The 22,679-nt window shown below is 45.4% G+C and carries 18 protein-coding genes; 7 read left to right on the forward strand and 11 right to left on the reverse strand.

Annotation, left to right across the window (positions count from 1 at the left end; all coding sequences use genetic code 11):
• Positions 1-13 precede the first annotated feature (13 nt).
• Entirely contained in the window at positions 14-613 is a 600-nt protein-coding gene (locus AC55NX_RS02505) for a tRNA-uridine aminocarboxypropyltransferase (RefSeq protein WP_496994313.1), read from the reverse strand.
• Between AC55NX_RS02505 and rrtA the strand changes: the two genes are divergently transcribed.
• Positions 575-1,183 (forward strand): rhombosortase, encoded by a 609-nt coding sequence (rrtA, locus tag AC55NX_RS02510; RefSeq protein ID WP_496994314.1) that lies wholly within the window; start codon positions 575-577, stop codon positions 1,181-1,183. The two genes, AC55NX_RS02505 and rrtA, sit on opposite strands and share 39 nt — an antisense overlap.
• A gap of 303 nt (positions 1,184-1,486) precedes the next feature.
• Here rrtA and AC55NX_RS02515 read toward each other — a convergent pair whose 3' ends face one another.
• Positions 1,487-2,440, reverse strand: a complete 954-nt coding sequence (locus tag AC55NX_RS02515) for a LysR family transcriptional regulator (RefSeq protein ID WP_496994315.1) — start codon at positions 2,438-2,440, stop codon at positions 1,487-1,489.
• Between the two features lie 184 nt (positions 2,441-2,624).
• On the opposite strand from AC55NX_RS02515, the gene AC55NX_RS02520 reads away from it, so the two are divergent.
• Genes AC55NX_RS02520 through AC55NX_RS02530 form a run of 3 tightly spaced genes read left to right on the forward strand, consistent with a single transcriptional unit; the run spans position 2,625 to position 8,309 of the window.
• Positions 2,625-4,004, forward strand: a complete 1,380-nt coding sequence (locus tag AC55NX_RS02520; protein ID WP_496994316.1) for a TolC family protein — start codon at positions 2,625-2,627, stop codon at positions 4,002-4,004.
• Complete coding sequence (locus tag AC55NX_RS02525; RefSeq protein ID WP_496994317.1) at positions 3,991-5,178, forward strand: efflux RND transporter periplasmic adaptor subunit; 1,188 nt, start codon at positions 3,991-3,993, stop codon at positions 5,176-5,178. Before AC55NX_RS02520 ends, AC55NX_RS02525 begins: the two co-directional genes overlap by 14 nt.
• The gene (locus AC55NX_RS02530; RefSeq protein WP_496994318.1) at positions 5,178-8,309 is read left to right on the forward strand and encodes an efflux RND transporter permease subunit; all 3,132 of its coding nucleotides are present in this window, start codon (positions 5,178-5,180) and stop codon (positions 8,307-8,309) included. Before AC55NX_RS02525 ends, AC55NX_RS02530 begins: the two co-directional genes overlap by 1 nt.
• Positions 8,310-8,920: 611 nt before the next feature.
• Here the strand turns inward: AC55NX_RS02530 and AC55NX_RS02535 are convergent.
• Entirely contained in the window at positions 8,921-9,373 is a 453-nt protein-coding gene (locus tag AC55NX_RS02535; protein ID WP_496994319.1) for a YcgN family cysteine cluster protein, read from the reverse strand.
• Positions 9,374-9,510: 137 nt separating this feature from the next.
• Here AC55NX_RS02535 and AC55NX_RS02540 point away from each other — a divergent pair, with 137 nt between their 5' ends.
• A complete protein-coding gene (locus AC55NX_RS02540; RefSeq protein WP_059120344.1) occupies positions 9,511-9,783 on the forward strand; it encodes a YkgJ family cysteine cluster protein in 273 nt (90 codons plus the stop codon).
• Between the two features lie 107 nt (positions 9,784-9,890).
• Here the strand turns inward: AC55NX_RS02540 and recR are convergent, their stop codons facing one another.
• From recR to AC55NX_RS02565, 5 genes are all read right to left on the reverse strand, one after another.
• The gene (gene recR / locus AC55NX_RS02545; protein ID WP_496994320.1) at positions 9,891-10,493 is read right to left on the reverse strand and encodes a recombination mediator RecR; all 603 of its coding nucleotides are present in this window, start codon (positions 10,491-10,493) and stop codon (positions 9,891-9,893) included.
• 15 nt (positions 10,494-10,508) lie between these two features.
• Complete coding sequence (locus AC55NX_RS02550; protein ID WP_059120342.1) at positions 10,509-10,838, reverse strand: YbaB/EbfC family nucleoid-associated protein; 330 nt, start codon at positions 10,836-10,838, stop codon at positions 10,509-10,511.
• Positions 10,839-10,977: 139 nt separating this feature from the next.
• Positions 10,978-13,077 carry a DNA polymerase III subunit gamma/tau gene (gene dnaX, locus AC55NX_RS02555; RefSeq protein WP_496994321.1) on the reverse strand — a complete coding sequence of 700 codons (2,100 nt, stop codon included), beginning with the start codon at positions 13,075-13,077 and terminating at the stop codon, positions 10,978-10,980.
• 66 nt (positions 13,078-13,143) lie between these two features.
• On the reverse strand, positions 13,144-13,689 hold the full coding sequence (apt, locus tag AC55NX_RS02560; RefSeq protein ID WP_496994452.1) for an adenine phosphoribosyltransferase: 546 nt from the start codon (positions 13,687-13,689) through the stop codon (positions 13,144-13,146).
• A 247-nt stretch (positions 13,690-13,936) separates the two neighbouring features.
• Positions 13,937-15,043 (reverse strand): response regulator, encoded by a 1,107-nt coding sequence (locus tag AC55NX_RS02565; protein WP_496994322.1) that lies wholly within the window; start codon positions 15,041-15,043, stop codon positions 13,937-13,939.
• Positions 15,044-15,432: 389 nt separating this feature from the next.
• On the opposite strand from AC55NX_RS02565, the gene AC55NX_RS02570 reads away from it, so the two are divergent.
• Positions 15,433-16,308 (forward strand): LysR family transcriptional regulator, encoded by an 876-nt coding sequence (locus AC55NX_RS02570; protein WP_496994323.1) that lies wholly within the window; start codon positions 15,433-15,435, stop codon positions 16,306-16,308.
• A 124-nt stretch (positions 16,309-16,432) separates the two neighbouring features.
• On the opposite strand, the gene AC55NX_RS02575 is transcribed toward AC55NX_RS02570, so the two are convergent.
• The 3 genes from AC55NX_RS02575 to fadI form a co-directional block, all read right to left on the reverse strand.
• Positions 16,433-16,981, reverse strand: coding sequence for an NAD(P)H nitroreductase (locus tag AC55NX_RS02575; RefSeq protein ID WP_496994324.1), 549 nt, complete (start codon positions 16,979-16,981; stop codon positions 16,433-16,435).
• A 114-nt stretch (positions 16,982-17,095) separates the two neighbouring features.
• Complete coding sequence (gene fadJ / locus AC55NX_RS02580; protein ID WP_496994325.1) at positions 17,096-19,270, reverse strand: fatty acid oxidation complex subunit alpha FadJ; 2,175 nt, start codon at positions 19,268-19,270, stop codon at positions 17,096-17,098.
• Positions 19,263-20,573, reverse strand: a complete 1,311-nt coding sequence (fadI, locus tag AC55NX_RS02585; RefSeq protein ID WP_496994326.1) for an acetyl-CoA C-acyltransferase FadI — start codon at positions 20,571-20,573, stop codon at positions 19,263-19,265. The genes fadJ and fadI overlap by 8 nt, the downstream gene beginning before the upstream one ends.
• An 824-nt stretch (positions 20,574-21,397) precedes the next feature.
• Between fadI and AC55NX_RS02590 the strand changes: the two genes are divergently transcribed.
• Complete coding sequence (locus AC55NX_RS02590) at positions 21,398-22,657, forward strand: outer membrane protein transport protein (protein ID WP_496994327.1); 1,260 nt, start codon at positions 21,398-21,400, stop codon at positions 22,655-22,657.
• Positions 22,658-22,679: the final 22 nt, after the last annotated feature.

Below are 22,679 nucleotides of genomic sequence, written 5' to 3' on the forward strand. Positions count from 1 at the left end.
GTCCCACAAAAAATCAATACCGCTGTCTGACTTCAGGGGGCATCTGTGCGAGCTGAAACTGGATCATCTGTTCGAAGCTCTGTAGTAGCGGGCTGAAGTCCTGCTGTGGTTGCCAGTTTGACAGCAGATGATATCCGGCCTCAACGGTTGAGAGGCAGTTATTTCGTGGGGCTTTACGAATCCGATAACGACTCTGAAGAAATTCAGGTAAATGCAGTCTGGAAAGGCCATGTAGAGTCGTCGACAATTGCCACATTTTATAAGCTTTTTTCCACGTCCCATCGAGCAGAATGACTCGATAGCGCTGTGATGATAACGGTGGCGGGATATCACTGACACAAGCAGAGCCGTCACCGGGGAACAGTACAAAATGGGTAACATGCGCTTCACTCAATAAATCATTCAATGTTTCATGTTGGGTGAAGTTTTCTCCGACCAAACACATGGCATTTTCTAATGATAAAGTCAGAATACTTGCCGTCCCAGTCGGTTTCCGGACTTCTGTCGGATGCTGAAGGATGATAAGCTCAATCGCTGATGACAACGGGACAATCGTGGAGCAAAGACAAGCCTTATGCGCTTTTTGACATTGAATACAATAACGCGATCCCATTTCTATCTCACCCTCAGTCTGATCAGTTTCATGTGTATCCTCGCTCAAATTTCTCCGCTCACGGATATTCTGCTCTGGGACAGACAGGCCATCACGCAAGGTCAATGGTGGCGGATCGTAACAGGAAACTTCACCCATACCAATATAGCCCACTTGGCGATGAACCTGATTGCACTCTGGCTAATCGTCTTGATTTTTCGGCCCGCTGCCCGAGTTCTCTGGCAACAACTACTACTATTGAGTGTATTCATCGGCCTTGGGCTTTTTTGGACTAATCTTTATTTTTATGTCGGACTGTCCGGTATATTACATGGTCTGTTTGCCAGCTTTGCGCTGAGTGAGGTTTTGCAAGGCAGGAAAAGTAGCTGGCTGTTGGTTGCGGGCGTGTGTGGCAAAGTGCTCTGGGAGCAGTATTTCGGCGCTTCAGAGGCAACCCGGACACTCATTGAAGCACCGGTCGCCATTCAAGCGCACCTGCTCGGTCTGGCGGGGGGATTGCTCCTCGGGTTCAGTGCTCGAGTCAAGACCTATTTGGGTTCAGTCGACTTATTCAAAACAAACAAGAATTAATTTTATTCTTACTGAATCATGAGAGACCGCCATCATAGTAAGGGATGAACGGATCCCACAACTTTGTAGTGACTATAGTATGGAAAGCTGAGAATCATACCGATAGATTCTCAGCTTTTAATGACGGTGCATTTTTAGTAATTCATATTCCGTGGCTTAGCATGAGCTTGCCTTTCTGACCAACACGCCTGTGCTGATGAGTACTTTAGTCGTACTTCGAGTACATATAACTGTTGGATTAAAATGGGTTAATGATTCAGACCGTCTGTGTTTTAAATTATTAGCAAATGAAACAAATCAAAGTTATGTATGTGAAGTGGGTTGCTGCCTTTTTTCTGGATTAAACGCCGTAACGCTTTCTTCCAAAAAGTCGATAAAACACCGGGTGAATGACTTCTCTCTGGCTCGGGCGGGATACACTAAGTAACAACTATTTGCTTCTGTTATCCATTCTGGCAGAACCTTTACTAAATTACCCTTTTTTAGGTCTTCATGAATAGCCATTATGGGCATAGACACAATTCCCATGCCATCTAAGGCTAATTGGTGTAATGCGGTTACACTGTTTACTGAAATTCTGTTTTTTGTTTCTACAGAAACATTTTTTTTCGATACATGTTTAAGGGTGAATTCTTTTCTGTTTGGAATCCCAATCCAATCGGCATTTTTTAACTGTTCTATTGTTTCAATTGGGCCATGGTGAGCAAGGTATTCGGGGGATGCAAATAAGCAAAAATATTCAGAAAATAGTGTCCGGCATATTAGAGATGAATTTGCAGGTTGCTGGAACGTTATCGCGACATCAATTCCATTTTGAATCAAATCTTTTTGTGTATCATCAAATTCAACAGATAGAATAATTTCAGGGTAAGAGCGGATAAATCTCGCAATATCATGCATAAATGGTCCGACAGAGAAGGGCGTTGGCGCCAATATTTTAAAATTACCACTGGGCTTTTCTTTAGTTACACTGCTTAATGCATTTTCTGCTGACTCTACCATTAATTGGCAAGATTCATAGAAACGCTTTCCGTCTGATGTCAGCACAACACTTCTCGTTGAACGATATAGAAGTTGTATATCGAGCTCATTCTCTAATTGACTAATGTGGTGACTGACAACGGATGGAGATAATGCCAGCCGTTTAGCTGCTTGACGGAAAGACCCACATTCTGCAACTGCAGTGAAAACTGCCATACTGCGTAATTTATCCAGCATTGTTCGATTATATGAAATAGTCTGTTTGATTTGAGCCATATTATAACACAATCATAATTATGATACTGTCCTTTCATTCATGAAAGGGCGATTAAATGATTTTAAAAAACGTTTCAATTCATATTTTTTCAAAAAGTTATGCTAAGTGGATTTCTCGATCTGACTGTCCCATATTGAATCAAGGTAACCTTACTCATAACACCGCAAACCGGAGTAAAGAGTTATGGAACTAAGAGGCTCGTTACATACATCTGCTATTAGTTTGTTAATTGCTGGACTGCTGGGGTGTGCCACGCATACTCAGGAAGATTATCAGGAGCGCGTATCACAATCGCTCGAACAGCTTAACACCTGGTCAGTGAATAATGCGCCACAGGCAGTTCAGACGACTAAAATAACTGACCTGATTACCATACCAGAACTGGACAAACTGATAGGACAAGCCCTGGCTGAAAGTCCAAGTTTGCAGCAGACTGCCTTGGCACTAAAAATTGCCTATGCCCAGAAACGCGAGGCGGGAGCAGATCAATTGCCTAGCGCAGAGCTTGATTTGAGCGGCAGTAAGGATGAAGGCTCTGATACTCAGTACAGTACGGAACTGAGTATCAGCTGGGAGCTGGATGTATGGCAGAAAATTGCAGACAACAAAGCAGCGGCAAGTGCTAGTTTGCGCAGCAGTCTTGCTGATTACCAGGCGGCGAAAGATACGTTAGCGGCAGATATGATGCGGCAGTGGCTGAAAATTAATCTCTACCAGCAGTTGGTTGCTATTGAGCAGAGGAGACTTGCTACTCAGCAAAATAATGAAATTTTTATTACTGAACGTTATCGCAAAGGTTTGGGGGAATTGGAAGATCTTGATAGTGCCCATACAAGCAGTGAATCAACTCAGGCCACGATAGCTGAGTACCAGGAAACACTGGCTTCCACACGTCGTGACCTTAAGGTTTTACTTGGGCAGTTAGGTAAAAATAATTTACCTGACATCCCAGCGACATTTCCGGAAGTCGTCCTGCCGTTGGCTGATATGCCGCAACAAGATTTAGCCCACCGTCCCGATTTAATTGCTGCGTATGCTGATATTGAGGCTCAGCAATACAATACTCAGGTTGCTTATAAAGCGATGCTGCCAAGTCTGAGTTTGAGTGCCACTTTAAGCGATAGTGCAAGTAATTTGAGTGACAGTCTGCTGACCAGTCCGCTATGGAACATTCTTGGTCAGTTGTCCGCACCTTTGTTTAAGGGAGGAAAACTTAAAGCAGAAGCTGAGATTGAAGCTTTGACAACGGAAAAAACCTTTTGGGCTTATCAGGAAACGCTACTGAATGCAGTAAATGAAGTGGAAGATGCACTCAGTCAGGAGCAAGCACTGGAACGTCAGCAAATCCATCTGAGATCTGCGCTTGATAGTGCGCGTCGCAGCGAAACTAATTATCAGAATAAATACCGTAAAGGTTTAGTGGATATGCTCGAATTATTGACGGTACAACAGCAAACTTATGATACCGAAATTCAACTTGTTCAAATTACCTATGATCGTCTAAGTAATCGTATTGATCTCGGACTGGCACTTGGCTTAGGAGTCACAAATGAAGTTAAATAAAACCACCATTGCGGTCACTCTGCTGTCATGTGTTGTGTTTGCTGGCGTGTTTACCTATACCACCGCGCATTTACCTCAACCGGAGACACCCAAAGTTGCTGAAACAATCGCAGCCCCAGCAGCAGATACCGTTAATTCTGGCCAAGTGTTAGCGGTTTCTGTCATTGAAGCTACGGCAGGTCAGTATGCCACTCATATCGAAGGATATGGTGAAGTCAAATCACGCTATGAGCTGAGTTTGACGGCAGAAGTTTCCGGTCGGATTCTATCATTAGGTGACGGGCTGGAAAGCGGGAAACTGGTTAAAAAAGGAGAAGTTCTTGCCAGACTCGATCAGACAAAATATCTGCAGTCTGTAAGCGAAGCAAGATCTGATCAGGCCAGTGCACAATTAGATCTATTGGAAGAAGAGCGTCAGGGTGAACAGGCACGTATGGAGTGGGAACATTCTGGTATGACTGGCAAACCCGACTCACCACTTGTTTTGCGTGAGCCTCAATTAGTTCAGGCAAAAACAGAGTTACAGAATGCTGAACAGGCTCTGATAAAAGCTCAGCACGATTTGAACAATACGATTATTAAAGCTCCTTTTAATGCATTAGTGGTTAGTCGTAATGTGCAACCGGGCAGTTATCTTCAGGAAGGCTCTGAGGTTGCGACTTTATATAGTACCGACATGGTAGAAATTGCTATTCCGTTATCTCAGGCACAATGGCTTAATCTGCCACAATGGGATAATGTTGAATTAGCCAAAAATCCCAAAAAATGGCCAGTAAAATTGAGTAACCATCAGGCAAGCTGGGACGGTTATGTTACACGGGTTGAACAACATCTTGATTCCAGCTCTCGTCAACGCTCTTTAATTGTTGCGGTTTCACAACCATTGAATTTGGTTCATCCATTATATCCAGGCACATTTGTTACCGCTTCAATTCAGGGTGCTCCTCTGAAAAACAGTTGGAGACTTCCACAGTCAGCAATTTCTCAGCAAGGGGAGCTCTGGTATGTAGACGAACAGGGGGAACTGGCAAAAACTAAGGTAGAAGAACAGTTTCAGCAAGGCGATGTTGTCTATGTAAAACCTTTTACAGATAACGTAACAAAAATCGTGAAACGTCCGCTTAGCAGTTACAAGGTCGGCACCAGAGTTCAGGTGATTGAGGAAACGAAATAATGAGTGAAGTATCTACCTCAAAGGGAATCATTGCCTGGTTTGCCCGAAACACTGTCGCAGCCAATCTGTTGTTATTGTCAATTATCATCATGGGAGTGATGTCGCTAAGCTATCTGCGTAAAGAAGCATTTCCGAGTATGGAGCCGGATCGAGTAACGGTTTCCGTGACTTATGACAGCGGTGATCCGAAGCAGGCGGAAGAAGGCATCGCGATAAAAATCGAAGATGCTTTGGAAAGCGTACCGGGTATCAAACGTATCACTTCTACATCCAATGCTAGCGGAGTTGAAGTTACGATTGAAAAGACCAGCGATTACGACCTTGAAACACTACTTTCTGATGTAAAAACAAAAGTAGATGCGATTAACAACTTTCCAAGTGATGCGGAAAAGCCGGTAATTGAAAAAGATCGTATGCAGGATCATGCCATCTGGGTGCAATTATATGGCAATGCAGATCGGAAGACTATGCAATCTCTGGCCCAACAGTTGAAAACCGATTTGTTACAACAGCCGGCAATTCGAGATTTAAGCATTGAAGCAACCGCGGATCCGGTTGTATCAATTGAAATTGATGATGCGACGTTGCAAGCATATGGTTTGAGTTTATCCGATATTGAAGATGCAATTAATGCTGAGTCTTCCACACCTCTCACTACCAGTCTGCGTAATAGTGATAAAACGGTGCGCCTGAAAGTTGCAGATCAGGTTTATGATGTGGCCAATTTTTCTCGTATTCCTGTATTGGCGACCGCTTCAGGGGCTACTATCCTTTTGGGTGATATTGCGACAGTACAAGACGCATTTGACGAAGATACCTACACATTATCCCGATATAATCAAAAGAAAGGTATGTCCATTGAAATCCTGATGGATGAATATGGTGATGTGACTAAAATTGCTGAACAGGCTAATCGTGTGGCCGAAACTTGGAAGGAGCGCAATCTACTGCCTGAAGGGGTCTATATCGAAACCTGGTATGATCAGAGTTTGATGATTAAAGACCGTTTACGGCTTTTGGAAAAAAACGCAATATCAGGTATTGCGCTAGTGTTTTTGGTGCTAGCTTTATTTCTTAATATTCGTGTCGCGTTCTGGGTTGCTGCAGGTTTGCCATTCGTATTTTTTGGTACCATATTCTTTATGACGGGCTCATTTGCCAATTTGACCATAAACGAGATGACCACCTTTGGCTTTATCATGGCTCTGGGGATTGTGGTAGATGATGCGGTTGTGATCGGCGAAAGTATTTATGACACGAGGCGTAAGTATGGTGATACGTTGGAGAATACGATTAAGGGGACAATGAAAGTTGCCGTTCCAACCGTATTTGGCGTATTAACTACTGTGGCGGCATTTATGTCTCTATCCAATGTAACCGGTGGTTTGGGGCAAATTTTCGCTCAGTTTGCTACGGTAGTGACCATTTGTTTGGTTCTTTCCATGATTGAATCGAAATTGATTCTGCCTTCACATCTAGCACATCTGAATACGCACCGGGAAGTGGGAAAAGGTTACTGGAGCCGGATTCAGCATGGTGCCGATACTATGTTACAGCGTTTTAACTATCAGGTTTACACTCCTGCAGTTAAAGTATGCCTGCGGTTTCGTTATGCCGTTGTGATCCTCTTTTTATGTATGTTGATGTTAACGGCAACACTTCCTATGAGCGGAGTGGTTAAAACAGCATTTTTCCCGGATATTCCTCGCGATATTGCAACGACAGAAATCACTATGCTCGAAGATGCCAGTTTTGGGCAAACTCGGACGGATTTGCTGGCAATTGAACAGGCTGCGTATCAAACGGATAAAACTTTACGTTCACAATTGGGACAGAAAACAACAGAAAGTAGTATTTCCAGCTTGCAGGTTCTGGCTTCAGAAGACTCTTCCGGTAAAGTTACGGTGGCGTTTACTGATGATACCCGCTATGACACTAATCAATTCACTAAAATGTGGCGTGAGAAAATTGGTGAGCTGGAAGGTGTGAAAAAACTTAAAGTGCTGGCTAATATGGATATGGTTGATAACTTTAAGATTGAACTCAAGGCGGCAGATGCGGATGCAGTCACGACGACGGGCCATGCTGTCAAAGCGTACCTGCAGACCTTACCCGGTATCAGTGGTATCGATGATAATCTCAGTATGGGTGTTCCCCAATATCGTTTTGAACTAACAGAGCAAGGACGGGCTCTTGGCATGACTACCGCGTTATTAGCCGATCAGGTATTACATTCGTTCGGCGGTGGAGAAGTACAGAAATTTCAACGTAGTCAGGATGAAGTGACTGTAAGTGTTCGCTATCCGAAACAAAAGCGCCAAACTCTTTCGGATATTCTTAACGCTAATATTCGTACCAACGATAATACCGTGGTTCCTCTAAGTACCGTTGCTCGTGTTAAATCAGAGTATCAGGCATCGGATATTACCCGTATTAACAATCTGCGCGCTGTGTATGTCAGTGCGGTTGTGGACAAAAAACAGTTGTCACCCAATCAGGTGGTCACCCAAGTGAAGCAACAGGTGTTACCTGCGCTTCAGGCTCAGTACCCTCATTTACATGCTGATTTCGCAGGTGAAGCCGAGCAACAGGCAGAAACAATGCAGTCTATGGAGCTGATGTTTATGGCTGCGTTGATTGCGATTTATACCTTATTGGCGGTACCTTTGAGTTCTTATATTCAACCTATTATCATCATGATGGCGATTCCATTTGGTATCGTTGGTGCAATCCTTGGTCATTGGCTGAATGGTTTGACTCTCAGTATATTATCGATGTTTGGTATTTTGGCGCTGAGTGGTGTAGTAGTGAATGACAGTCTTTTACTTGTCAGCCGTTTTAATAGCTTAAGGGAAGAGGGCAAGACTGTGACGGATTCTATTGTTGAAGCATGTAACAGTCGTTTACGGGCAATTCTACTTACTTCATTTACAACCTTCGCTGGGCTGGTTCCATTGCTGAGTGAAACTTCGATGCAGGCGCAGTTCTTAAAACCTGCAGCGGCCTCTCTGGGTTACGGCATCATGTTCGCGACCGTTATTACATTATTTTTGATTCCGATATTGCTATATATCCAGTATGAAATACAGCAATTATTTTCGAAGTTTATAACGTTCGTTAAAAAATCATAAATACGGGTTATTAAGTAAAGAATGAGACCAAATAGATTATTGAGATAATATACATGAAATAGAATTACTGATAAGAGATGGCGATGCTAGTTAGAAACAACCTATAAATATATACTTTTATTTTTTTGAGAATGTTTCACTTGTTATAACGCTAAAACACCAAAGACTTAGATTGCTAAGCATACAAAAATAAGTACAACTTAGACAATCTAAGCCTTTGAAAAATTTAACATAAAAAATCATCCGCGTAAGGCAACCCAATACCTGTTACGGCTTAAACGGGCTCGTAAATATGCTGGCATTAATCAGAAAAGTTTGAGGATTATGAATCAACTACCGCAATTTCAACGCTAACTAAAGAACAAAAAATCAAGTGATTGAATTTATTCATGGCTTATCAAAATAGGAAAAATAAAATTTAAAGTTGAGTTGTATAATACTGTACGATGGGTTGTATAAATAAATTACAGCACCTCATGTGGTTATGGTCTTCCACACATAGTCGTATTCACACAAAATTGGGCAGCCTTCAGGTTCTATTTTCCTTATGAATACTATCCATACTCACCTCACACTGAGTTTATCATAGACACAATTCTCATCTTTTAAAGTTATTTGTGAAATTTTAGTCTATCAGGTAAGTTTTGGATGTGCTCTTCCCAGTCAACCACATCAATCTCATAAACCACTTTGTTGCGGACACTCTCTCCGGCAGCGTGCATAGCTGATTTAGAGCCCGTAATTAACGGGTGCCATTCGGGCAGCGGTTGATGCTGAGCTAACAAGCGATAAGCGCAGGTTTCCGGTAACCAGTGAAACTCGTCAATATTTTCCCGGGTCAATTTCAGACATTCCTCACCGGACTGAAAACGGTTAGGGTAATCTTTGCAGGCACACGTATTACTGTTCAGCCAACTACAGGCCACATTGGTGTAGTAAACTTCTTCGGTATCTTCATCCATCAGCTTATGTAAGCAACATTTGCCACAGCCGTCACACAGCGATTCCCACTCGCTTTCGCTCATCTCATCTAATGATTTGGTTTGCCAGAATGGAATAGTCATATTTGTACTTTTGTGGTTATGGATCCGGATACGGGTTATACCTGCCCTCAACAAAGAGTTCAAGCATAAACGTATGCCAATTGGGATTCAGTCTGCTATGATCCGCTGTTTTGAATCATGATGACTCTAGAGGATTTATGGAATGTCGCTTAGGCTGTGGCGCCTGCTGTATCGCACCGAGTATTTCTTCCCCGATTCCGGGCATGCCGGACGGCAAACCAGCCGGTGTTCGCTGTGTCCAATTAGATGAAAATAATCTCTGTAAACTGTTCGGGTCCGATGATCGTCCTCAGGTGTGTAGCGATTTCAAAAGCGATGAGGCAATCTGTGGTACCAGCAATCAAGAGGCACTGACGATTATCAGTGAGCTGGAAAACACCACGTTTTCGCCATCGCAGCAGTCACGCTGAATCACGCGATAAGGATAAGATTGTATTTATCTCTGCATCATCCGAATACAACATGCGAGAGATTCGATATGACGAATGTCTCGCATGACTTAAAACATGAGATAAAATCAGGAGAGGCGCTGGCGTCCCATGATCGAGTGAGACAGCGTCGTCCCGTCAACCAGTTCCAGCTCACCACCGACCGGTACACCATGCGCGATACGACTCGCTGAAACCTGATGAGCCTGACACAAATCGGCAATATAGTGTGCCGTTGCTTCTCCTTCGACGGTCGGATTGGTCGCCAGAATCACTTCGGTAATATCACCCTGTTGTAAGCGAAAATCGAGCAGATCCAGACCGATATCTGCAGGACCAATGCCATCCAGTGGTGATAAATGGCCCATCAGAACAAAGTAACGGCCCGAGAACTGTCCTGTCGCTTCAACAGCGGCAATATCCGCTGGGCTTTCCACCACACAGAGCTGGCCATTTTCCTGCCGTTTGGGATTTTTGCAAATATGACAAACATCCTCTTCGGTAAAAGTTCGGCACGTCTGACAATGACCAATTTCTGTCATTGCCTGAATCAGCGCATCCGCCAGACGGAGCCCCCCCTGACGATCACGTTGTAACAAATGAAAAGCCATGCGTTGTGCTGATTTAGGGCCGACCCCTGGCAGACAACGCAAAGCTTCCATCAGATGTTCCAGCATTTGACTGGTACGCATAAATTTACTGAACCATTAAAATGGCATCTTCATACCGGGAGGAAGTTGCATTCCACCCGTCACAGATGACATTTTCTCTTTTTGGGTTTCTTCAATACGACGGGCAGCATCATTAAAGGCAGCAGCAACCAAATCTTCAACCATTTCTTTATCGTCTTCCATCAGACTTTCATCGATTTCGACACGGCGAACGCTATGACTACCGGTCATAGTCACTTTCACCAGACCGGCACCAGCTTCACCAGTGACTTCCATATTTGCAATTTCTTCTTGAAGCTTCTGCATACGCTCTTGCATTTGCTGGGCTTGCTTCATCAGGTTGCCCATTCCGCCTTTACCAAACATGTTTATCTCTCTGTCATTGATATATTACACATACTGTGGGGGTTCCCTGCCGGGAATTCAACCCCCTTCTTAGGCCTACGTTTTACACCCGATTCTGACGCTCATTTTTAACGTCGACACCGGATAAACATTAAGCGAATTAAACCGGACGGACACTCTCTTGATCTAACTGTGCCTGAAAACGTTGCTGGATAAATTGAACATTGGGGTCATCGTTCAAACTCACGAACGCCTGTTCCAGTTTTGCTTGATAATGCAGCTCCCGACGTTCCAACGGTGTCACTCCGTCATCCGCCACTCGAATCTCTAATGCACAAGCCATTCCCAGCACATGTTCAAATGCTTCTTTCAAAATAGCTTGCGCTTTATCGGTATTCAAATGCGCCTGATGGGCACGTAACGATAAGTGAACCGTATTACCTTCCAGTTGATAGGATGCATTCAGCGCTAACTGCTCGATAAGTTTCGGCAAATTCAACTGCGGTATGAGCGCGGCCCACTCATCTTCTTGAATGACTTCATCGGTCAGTCTGGCCGCCATTTCCGGAGTTTTTTCATGCGTCAATGCCTGTTTCAGTGCTGTCGGTGTGATGGACTTATCGACGGGTGTGTCCGGAACTTCTATTGTGGGACGCCATTGATAAGGCTCATCTGCATCCACTGCGGCCTCTGCATCCAATTGAGAATCAACGGCCGACGGCATCAGAAGATCATCATTCCGCTTTTGCATCAGCCGATCAAAAACCGAATCTGATTTTGTTGATGCCGTTTCAGACTTTTTTGTCGATGTACCTTTGGTCGATGACCCTGACGACTGGACAGACTGACGTTGAGAACGAAGCTGATGTCTCAGGCCAACGCGTGGTGAGGATGGGTTGTCATGCACTGTCGGTGCGGCTGACGCTTCACTATCAGCCGGAGCCGGTGACTCGGTTTCAGCGGCAGGCTGAGAAACATAATTGGTTTTGGTCGTAGGCTGTAGCGCTGTATGAGCTATCTCAGACGTTTCGCGTTGATATTCCGGCTGAATCTGAGACGGCATTGATGTAGCAGGCGCTATCGCTGATGCAGTCGGACCATTCACCATTGGTGCCGATTTTTGCGTTGCAACATCAGAACTAACCTCGGTACTGATACCATGGACAGGTGACACGGCAACCGGACGAAAAGCCAGCATACGCAGTAATACCATCTCCAGACCAATACGCGGTGTCGGGGAGAGCGGTAAATCTTCCCGCCCTTTCAGCGCAATCTGATAAAACAGTTGGACATCTTCAGCACTCAGGTCTTGCGCCAGTTGCTTCACTTTTTCTGCATCCGGCTGCAATTTATCCAACGTCGAAGGCAGCATTTGATACATCGCGATCCGATGGATTTGAGTGGCAAGTGATTGCAACAATGCATCCCACGCGATGCCATTCGCTGCAATCTGTTCGACGTAGGCCATCACGGTTTGCGGCTGCTTGTGACTTAATGCCAGCAAGAGATGAAGCGCTTGATCGGTATCAATGGTTCCTAACATGTGGGACACAAGGTTGGCCTGAATCGACCCATCTCCGAGTGCAATGGCCTGATCCGTCAGACTCAACGCATCTCGCATACTGCCATCGGCTGCATGAGCGATCATGGCCAAAGCGCGAGCCTCAGCAGTGACTTGTTCCTCATTGAGAATGAACGCGAGCTGCTGCTCAATGTGATCGATGCCAATCGGTTTTAAGTGAAACTGCAAACAACGGGACAGAATGGTCACCGGTAATTTCTGAGGATCCGTCGTTGCCAGTAAAAATTTGACATATTCTGGTGGTTCTTCCAGCGTTTTGAGCAGTGCATTGAAACTGTGACGGGACAGCATATGGACTTCATCGATCAGATAGACCTTAAACCGCCCCCGGGCAGGCTTATACTGCACATTATCCAGCAATTCGCGGGTATCTTCGACTTTCGTGCGCGATGCTGCATCAATTTCAAGTAAATCGACAAACCGGCCCTGTTCGATTTCCTGACAAGCAGCACACTGCCCGCAAGGATGGGCAGTAATGCCGGTTTCACAGTTCAGCCCCTTAGCAAACAACCGTCCAATTGTGGTTTTCCCTACCCCTCTCGTACCACTGAAAAGGTAGGCGTGGTGCAGTCGATTCTGTGCCAATGCATTTTCCAAAGCTGTCAGTACATGTGCCTGTCCGACAACTTCAGAAAACTGCCTTGGTCGCCACTTTCTTGCTAATGCTAGATAACTCATCGATTATTCCGTTTACACTTTCTGTTCATCATTCAAATCTGTGCTGATCATGAATGATCGTCAACCTCAGTGGCCTTCGAAATCACAAATACTGAAAATCTCTAAGCCCAAAGCTTCCAAACGCTTGTCGCCGCCTAACTCCGGCAAATTAATCACGAAACCGGCATGTTCGGCTTTTCCGCCTAATTGTCGAATCAGCTTGGTCGTCGCTTCAATCGTACCACCGGTCGCCAGCAAGTCATCAATGATCAAAACCTGATCATTGTCTTGAATCGCATCGACGTGAATTTCTAGCGTATCGATACCGTATTCCAGTTCATAAGACTCAGCAAGTGTCTTTCTCGGGAGTTTTCCCGGTTTACGAACGGGCACAAATCCGATTCCCAGCTCAATCGCGAGCGGTGCACCAAAGAGAAATCCTCGCGCTTCCGTTCCGACGACTTTGGTAAATCCCATATCTTTATATCGTTCGACCAGCAATTGGATTGTGGCCCGATATGCTTGCGCATCTTCCATCAGACTAGTGACATCACGAAACAGAATGCCTAGTTTCGGATAATCTGGGATACTCTTAATGCTGGATTTAATCAGTGAAATTGTGTCTGTAGTCATCATCTATGTCTATTTGTCTGGATACCCGCCTCAAACTGGCTTGTTGATTGAAGTTCGCGCGGTCTCAGTAAAAAAACAAGCATACCACCTCAAAATGGGTGGTGCCTAAAAAACAAACGCCCACTCGAAGGGTGGGCACACTTCCTGCTCATGCTAGTGATTTTCTTCGGACTTCGCAACAGGGTCTTCAACCGGAACCGTACGAAAAGTGCATAATGCAATGATGAGCAACAAAAGTAACGTCGTTTTATGATTCGGTTTTTTGGCTGATATTCAGTGAAAATGAACTAATCCCGAGACGACTGACGGAGATCTCGGTACTTTCCAGCAATGGTAAATCTTGTGTGATGAAATTTTTCCGGCAGTTGTCGCCCAGAGAAACACCACCAGCGATATGCTGACTGTTTTGACCGTTACTCCAGAAGCAATCCATGCCCGCAGGCAAAATCGACAACGTCCCATCGCTGAGATCTGCAATACCGATCATAGCTGAAATTGAACAGGCACATTCAGTACAGTTAATACCTTTCTCTAATATATCGGCCAGATCTTTCAAATCAGCACCCATTGATTTCAGGCTGCGCAGGTAATCATGGAACAGAGCACGGATCAATAGGGTTGTCGCGATGCCATCACACGACTGGGAACCTGATTCCACAATATAGAAAGCATATTGACCGTTCATGAGCCAAGCATAATCAAATACGAGAGGCATGGTTTCAGCAGACTGAAGCAAGCGATAACTACATCGCCATACGCCCTGACTGGTGTCATTTTCCGGCAACAGCGCATTAAGCAGCTCCCGGGCGGCACTCAAATTCTGCTGTAAATATTCCAGATGCCAATATAATTCCTGTTCTTCAGGAATATCCCCACCGTCTTCGACTTGAAACCACTGGCTGGAAAAGTCACGTTGATCCGAGACATGACTCTGTGTATCACTCAAGGTATTGGCAATCGCTTGTCCTAAATGAGAATAATCACTGATCGGTTTAGAAAGGAAATCTTTAATGCCGTGTTTCAACGCGCGTGCAACATCTGACATCTCATCAGTCGCTGAGATGACAATCATCGGTAAACAGGGATAAGCCAGACTCACTTCTTCAACAAATTCTAAGCCACTCAAAACTGGCATTGAAATGTCACAGATCACCAGATCAGGACGTTGCACCCTCAATTGTTTTAACCCCGCCAAACCGTCTTCAGCTTCATCAACGGTACATCCCTGAGACAGGAGATAGCCGCTGGTAATCCGCCGAAAAACCGGATCGTCATCAACAATGAGGATCGTTTTATTACTTAACGGTGCTTGCCCAGAAAATTTCTCTGAGTCAGGAAATTCGGGTTTAAACATACTAACTGCCTCACAAACGCAAAATGTGGAGAAAGTGAGTTCAAAAGCTTCGCTGGGTAAAACACCTCAGTCACGAATTTATTATTGAGAATTATAATAGCTTTTACTAAAGGTAGTCTCTTCGGGCCATTAGTACAAACGTTTCACTTTCGTTTTGCATCCTATACTATACATTAAAACACCGGTTCAAATAGTCTTACTCCACAACAAATATTATTTTTAAACGCAAAAATAAACTTCAAATTCGATATTCCACTGCCATTTTTACGGATATACACTATGTTTGGAAAATGAGTTTTCGATAAACATGTTGATATGCCTCAAACTTTGACAATTCAGTTCCGTGTATATAGGTGAAACCCGTTAATTAACCGTTATGTCAGGAAACTATGAAATTAGACGATTTAAATCTCTTCCGCTTGGTAGTCGAGAATGGCAGTTACACAGCGACATCACGGAGAACCCTGATACCGGTGGCGACCATCACCCGACGTATTCAAGCACTTGAAGATTCGCTGAATTTAAGATTACTCAACCGCCATGCCCGCAAATTATCGCTGACTGAAGCGGGTGAGCGTTTCTTCAAAGAGTGTTCTCCTCTTTTACAACGCTTATCGATGGCCGCTGAAGAAATCAGTGACGAGTGTCGGGGCGCGTCAGGCAAGATAAGAATATCGGCCCCCTCAAACCTGACGAAACGAATGATGATGCCGATGTTCACGGCTTTCATGCAAAACTATCCGGAGATCAATCTTGAGCTCACAACCAGTAACCATGCTGACCAGCTCGATCCCACTGAGTGGGATGTGATTTTTCGGGTCGGGCCTCAACGCGATTCTTCGCTTATTGCCCGAAAAATTAATGAAGTTAAAGATATTCTTGTCGCCAGTCCGATCTATCTGGCGAAACACCCGGCACCCCATCACGCAGAAGAACTCACTCATCATTCACTGCTTAAAGGGAATCCGCTGCTAAAATGGCAACTTACGAATACTAAGGGTGAACACGTTACCAACAATGAACGAGGACGGTTTCAGGCCAATACGCTGGATGTCATCCGCATGGCCTGTTCTGAGGGATTAGGCATTACGCTCATGCCGGACGTCATGATCAAAGAATATCTGGAAATCGGTGAATTGGTTCAGATTCTGGAAGACTGGAGTGCCAACTCCCGAGATATCTACATGCTTTACAATCACAAAGATCATCTGCCTGAGAAAGTCAGACTCTTTATTGATTTCATCATGTCATACCATATGGATTAACAACGTCATCTGGTCGGTTCAAGAAACCGATGAATCACCCCGACGCAAAATCATCAGGATGATTCAGATTCACGATCGTCAATACATGTTGTCAAGACTCTATACATTGACGACTGCACTTATCTTATAAGTATTCAACAAAGCGCGACAAATTTCGTTCAGGCACTTTCATCGGTTCAAGCAGTGGTGTACCTAAGTAGAGAAAGCCGACGATCTCATCATCACCTTCAAGACCAAAAGCCTGATGGACTAATGGATGGAACATCCATTTGCCGGAACGCCACACCCCCTGAAATCCCTGAGCCTGCGCTGCCATTTGCATCGCCTGAACGGCACATCCGGCCGATAAGTGCTGCTCCAATGCCGGAACTTTCTCATGCGGTGTAACTTTGGCGATCACAGTAATCACCATCGGGGCTCGAAAAGGCGCATTTTTAACTTTTTCAAGCTGTGCTTCATCACCATTGTCAGCAATCACCGCTTGCACCAAAATATCCGACAATTTCTTTAATCCGTGCTCTTGGGCAATTACAAAACGCCAAGGCATTAACCCGCCATGATCCGGTGCCCGAAGCCCCGCCCGGATAATATTTTCCAATACTTTTCCTTCTGGCGCCGGTGCGCCTAATTTCGCAACGGAGCGGCGATTCAATAGTAACTCTAGTGCATCCATTTTTCGTCCTTTTGGCCAACAGTTTGACAGTTCGAATTAGCATACACTAGCTTTATCGAGTCTCCAATGGTTCTCCGACCGAGCAGCATATTCACCCGACTCAAGCATCATTGCTCAACCAATCTGTGATGTTTCATCGGGATTTTTCTCTGAATAGCTTTCCTCTGAATAAAATGGCTGCTGATTTTCCAGACGTGCCATTAATGCCGGACACGGCTGACAAAGGTCACCGGACAGCCTCTGCATTTGTTCGACAATCTGCTGTAATCCGATCTGATCCATATACCGGAAAGGCCCGCCTAAAAACGGTGGGAAACCGATTCCGAAAATAGCACCGATATCTCCGTCACGGGCATGGCGAATCACCGACTGCTCAAGACACATGACCGCTTCATTTAACAGCGGCAGTACACAGCGCAATGCAATATCGTGATGACTGAGTGACACTTGTTCTCGAATTTTTAGCTGACGGTAAATCGAACGGTCCGGCTGTTTTTTCTTGCCTTTATAGCGATAGAATCCCAACCCGGACTTACGCCCTTTTCTCCCATCACTGATGAGCGGTTCCAATGCTGACGGGATGAGGAAGCGTTCACCCAACTCTTGAACGAGAATTGGCGAGATCTTAAAGGCCACATCAAACCCCACTTCATCCAGTAACGTCATCGGACCAACCGGAAAGCCGAAATCGACCAACGCCTGATCAATTTTCTCGATCGGCTCACCATCAAGCAAACACTGTACGGCGCCATTAATATAGAGGGCGAGAATACGATTGACATAAAATCCGGCACTGTCTTGAACAATGATCGGAGTTTTCCCTTGTTGATAGGCTAACCGGACAACCGTCGCAACCGTTTCAGGGGCCGTTCCCTGATGGGGAATCACTTCAACCAGCGGCATTTTCTCTACCGGGCTAAAATAGTGTAAACCGACGATATTTTCTGGTCGGGCGGCATTAGCCGCAATGTCGTGAATCGGAATCGACGAGGTATTTGACGCAAAGATCGTGTGCTCGCCGATATGCGATTCGACCGATGCCACCATCTCTTGTTTCAGTTTTAAATCTTCAAATACAGCTTCAATCACCACATCGGTTTCACCAAAACCGGAAAAATCAACACCGCCGGACACCATCGCCATGGTTGCCCGCACATCCGCTTCTGAGAGATACTTCCGCTGACATTTTTTATTCAAACGCTGATAAATATACTGAAATGCATGCAGCACGCCCTGATGACTGACATCCTTGATCCTGAGTCTCTTTTTCGCCTTATCAACCGTGACATAACCGATACCGGCGCCCATCAGTCCGCCGCCTAAAATCGAGACATGTTGAACCGCTTTCCCCCGCTCATCCGCTTTCATTTCCCGTTTGAGCGCAGTTGTGGCAAGAAAAATCGACCGTAGTGCCTGAGATTCGCTGGTCATCGCCAAGCGACCAAACGCCTGAGACTCTTTGCTTAGTCCGACACTGATGCCGCCATCGAGCCCTTGTTGAATCACGTCTAAGATAGTATCAAGCGCCGGATAATGATGCTTCGCCTTCGCCTGTGCTTTCTTACGCGCCTGTTCGATCACCCAATGACGGACCGTTTTCAACGCCAGCACACTTCTTGTCAGCCGCTTTTTCCAGCTTGAGCGGACCTTAAAGTCAGTCGGTTTTTCGATGATCATCCGCGCCGCATTCAATAGCCCATCCTTCGCGACACAAGCATTGACCAGACCCAGTTTCAATGCTTTTTTACTCCGGACTTTTTTACCCGTCAGAATCAGATCGAGTGCGGGCAGTAATCCAATCAAACGCGGGAGCCGTTGTGTGCCTCCTGAACCGGGTAACAAGCCCAGTTGAACTTCTGGTAAGCCCAAAGCCGTGGCCGGGTCATCACTACATATCCGATAATCACACGCTAATGCCAGTTCAAGCCCACCGCCCAGACATGCGCCATGAATCGCAGCAACCACCGGAAACGGCAACGCTTCTATTTTGTGAAAAATATCCTGTCCCATTTTTGCCAGACTCGCGGCATCTTCGGCCGATTGGCACTGCTCGAACATTGTGATGTCTGCACCGGCAATAAAATTATCTGGTTTGCGGGAATAAATCACCAAGCCTTTTACGCGCTGCTCCGCTTGCGACAAATCAGCAAGAATGGCGTCAATCTCATCGCTAAATGATGCTTTCAGCGTATTCATGCTTTCCTCTGGCACATCCAGCGCCAGCCAAGCAAGATCGTCTTCAATCGTCAGATGAAAACTTCCCTGCTCAGAATGATGCAATTCAGTCATGATCAACCTCCAGTACCAATGCAGACCCTAAACCACCCGCAGCACATGCCGTCACCAAACCGAAACCGCCATTTCTGCGCTTCAGCTCATGAAGTAATTGTGTGACCAGTCTGGCCCCCGTTGCCGCGAATGGATGGCCATACGCAATCGATCCGCCAGACACATTAAATCGTGTCATATCGACCTCTCCGATAGGATGACTGCGTCCAATCTGCTTGGCAAAACCGGGGCTGGCAAACATTTTCAGATTTGCCAGCACCTGAGATGCAAACGCTTCATGCATTTCGATCAGCGATATATCCGCTAATGTCAGTCCCGCCCTTTCTAAGGCAAGCGGTGTCGCATATGCCGGCCCCATCAGCATATCCTGTTTGACCGGGATGGCTTGATAAGCATAAGAGCGTAAATAACCTAAGACTGGCACTCCTAATTCTTTCGCGCGCTGCTCACGCATAATCAACATCGCTGCGGCACCGTCGGTTAAGGGGGTACTGTTGGCTGCGGTGACCGTCCCGAAACGACGATCGAACGCAGGCCGTAATTTACGGTATGCGTCACGGGAGGTATCCGCCCGTAAGTTATTATCCTGAGCCAGCACCTCGCGATAAGGTTTTGGATATGCGGTCATCACTTCAGCACTCAATTGACCAGACGCCCACGCTGCGGCGGCTTTTTGATGAGACTGAAAGGCCAGTTCATCCTGATCTTCCCGGCTGATTTGATAAGTTTTTGCCATTTGCTCAGCCGTATCGCCCATCGACAAACCGGTAGAATACTCGGCAATTGCAGGTGGAACCGGTAATAAATCACGAAATTTCATATATTTAAAGGCCTGAATCTTTTTCGTCAGGGTTTTCGCTTTCGAGCTGGCTAATAATGCAGACGCCAATGTTTTAGACACTCCGATTGGCAGGACAGACGAAGAATCCGCACCACCGACAATGGCAATATCAACGTTACCGCACAAAATACTTTCTGATGCTGCGGTCAATGCTTGTAAGCTCGTCGCACAGGCGCGTGTTACGCTGTAGGCATCCGTATGAACATCCAGTCCGGCATTCAACACGATCTCCCGGGCAATATTGGGGGCTTCCGGCATTTGGATCACCTGACCAAAAACCACTTGGTCGATTAATTGCTTATCAATACCGGTGCGTTGCAGTAATTCATTCACCACCATCGTGCCTAACTCAATCGCAGTGACTTGACGGAGTTCTGTCCACTGACGGGCAAAAGGGGTGCGAATACCACTCACAATCGCGACCCTCTCTCCAGCATGTGTCCGGCATAGTTTTGTCGCCATATGATGTCCTTATAGATTAGAGGTCTGACCTGTTAGGATTGTAGCTAAATTGTTAACAGGTGCCAAACGCCCCATTCATTTTCTGTTGCAAAAATACATTTTCTTTTGCAAAAAGAGTGACTAAGTACATTTTGATCACGGTTGGCTCAGATGAAAAATGATTGGGTAACAGCATGACATCACATCACGGAAGGAATCAAAGCAGATATAGCAGCAAAAAAAAACCACACAAAACTGTGTGGTTGGAATGTATAAAGCAATTAACTTACGCCAATTGAAAAATCAGTTTCCTGATTAGGAGAAAGTAAAGTCAGCCTTCAAAAGGAAGTGTCATCTTGCTCAACATGTTAACCTGACGGCTAACCAGATGACATGAGCTACTATAATGACTTTCTGTGAATAATTTTTGAAATAGATCAATTTTGTTTTGATTTACAGAAAAATAGCCTAAGTTCTTTCCGAAGCACGCAAAAACCCCTAAAAATGTATGGAAGTTTACCACATATACGGATAACTCAACGTCTTTGCTCTGGGTGATATATCCATCAGTATAACCTTATCATTCAACACTAGAAATATGACAAATTGATGATTAAATCACCTGAATTTGATAGAGCATACACTCTAAAAAGCAACTTTTTTACCCAAATTCATGCCATATAGCTACCAGTTCAGTAATTTTACATCATGAATTTAAACTGGTCGGATTTCTATGCCCTACACTAGTCACTAGTATCAGCCGCCAACTAAGTAAATGCTCTAATAAAAGGGATATTTACTGAACAAGGTCCATTTAGAGACCGTTAAAAAAGGAAATTTATCTTATGAACAACACGCGCCTGTTTCAGAAAACCCTGATCGCAGTGGCAATATCAGTGACCGCTCAGCAGTCCTTTGCCGCTGGTTTCCAACTTAATGCACAGTCAGCCACCGGACTTGGTCGTGCCTTTGCCGGTGATGCCGTGATTGCAGACAATGCCTCTGTCATCGCGAAAAACCCGGCAGCCATGGCTCTGTTTGATGATGTTTCCCTTTCACTTGGTGTTGAAAGCATCACCACGATGATTGATGTGGACGATGCGACCTATACCAATAACATCGCCAAAACGCAAACGAGCGCCAACTACTCAGGTGCCGGTGACACATCGCTTGCTCCGAATATCTACCTCGTCGTTCCGGTCAATGAAAAATTTGCCTGGGGACTCAACGCCTATTCTAACTTCGGGACCAAAACTGAATTTGATAACGGCTATGCCGGCTATGAATTCGGTGGTAAAACCGACGTGAAAAGTTTCAACTTCGGTGTCGTTGGCTCCTACCGAATTAATGAACAATGGAGTCTTGGTGCCGGTTTGGATCTGATCTACGGGCAAGGTAAGTTTAAACGCCCACTCAGTCCGCAGGCACAGGCTGTGGCTCAAGCAAGAAACTTGAGCTCAGGTGTCGGTACTGACCTTGATGCGGATGGCTGGGCTGTCGGCTATAACTTGGGTGCCGTATATGAATATAATGAGAACAACCGTTTCGGTGTCGATTATCACTACAGTCCGGATCTCAAAGCTGATGGCGATGTTGAGTATGTCGGTTATACCAAAGCCAGTGGCAGTATCTCCGATACAGTAGTGATGCCGTTGCCTGATTTTGCCGAATTCTCCGGTTATCACCGTTTGAATGGCGATTACGCTGTTCACTATAGTATTCAGTGGATTAAGTGGTCTGAATTCGATGTCCTCGCAGCCAATACCAGTGGCATCATTAACCAATACCAGTGGAAAGATGGCTGGCATTATTCGCTGGGTGGTACCTACTTCCTGAATCGAACTTGGACGCTACGCGCAGGTTATATGTACGACACTAGTGCACAAGATGATGTCCGCTCGATCTCTGTACCTGACTCAGATCGCCAGTGGCTTTCTGCCGGTTTCACTTATCACTTGGATGAAAAATCGAATATCGATTTTGGCTTCACTTACCTAATTGGTGAAGATGTATCCGTGACTGAAGACAAGACTTTCGGCAAGATCACAGGCACCACACACGCTGACGCGGTCCTCACGGGACTTCAATACAGTCGGAGCTTCTAAGCGCAGAAGTTGTTCGCTGTTG

Source organism: Vibrio rubrogenes (genome assembly GCF_059641415.1).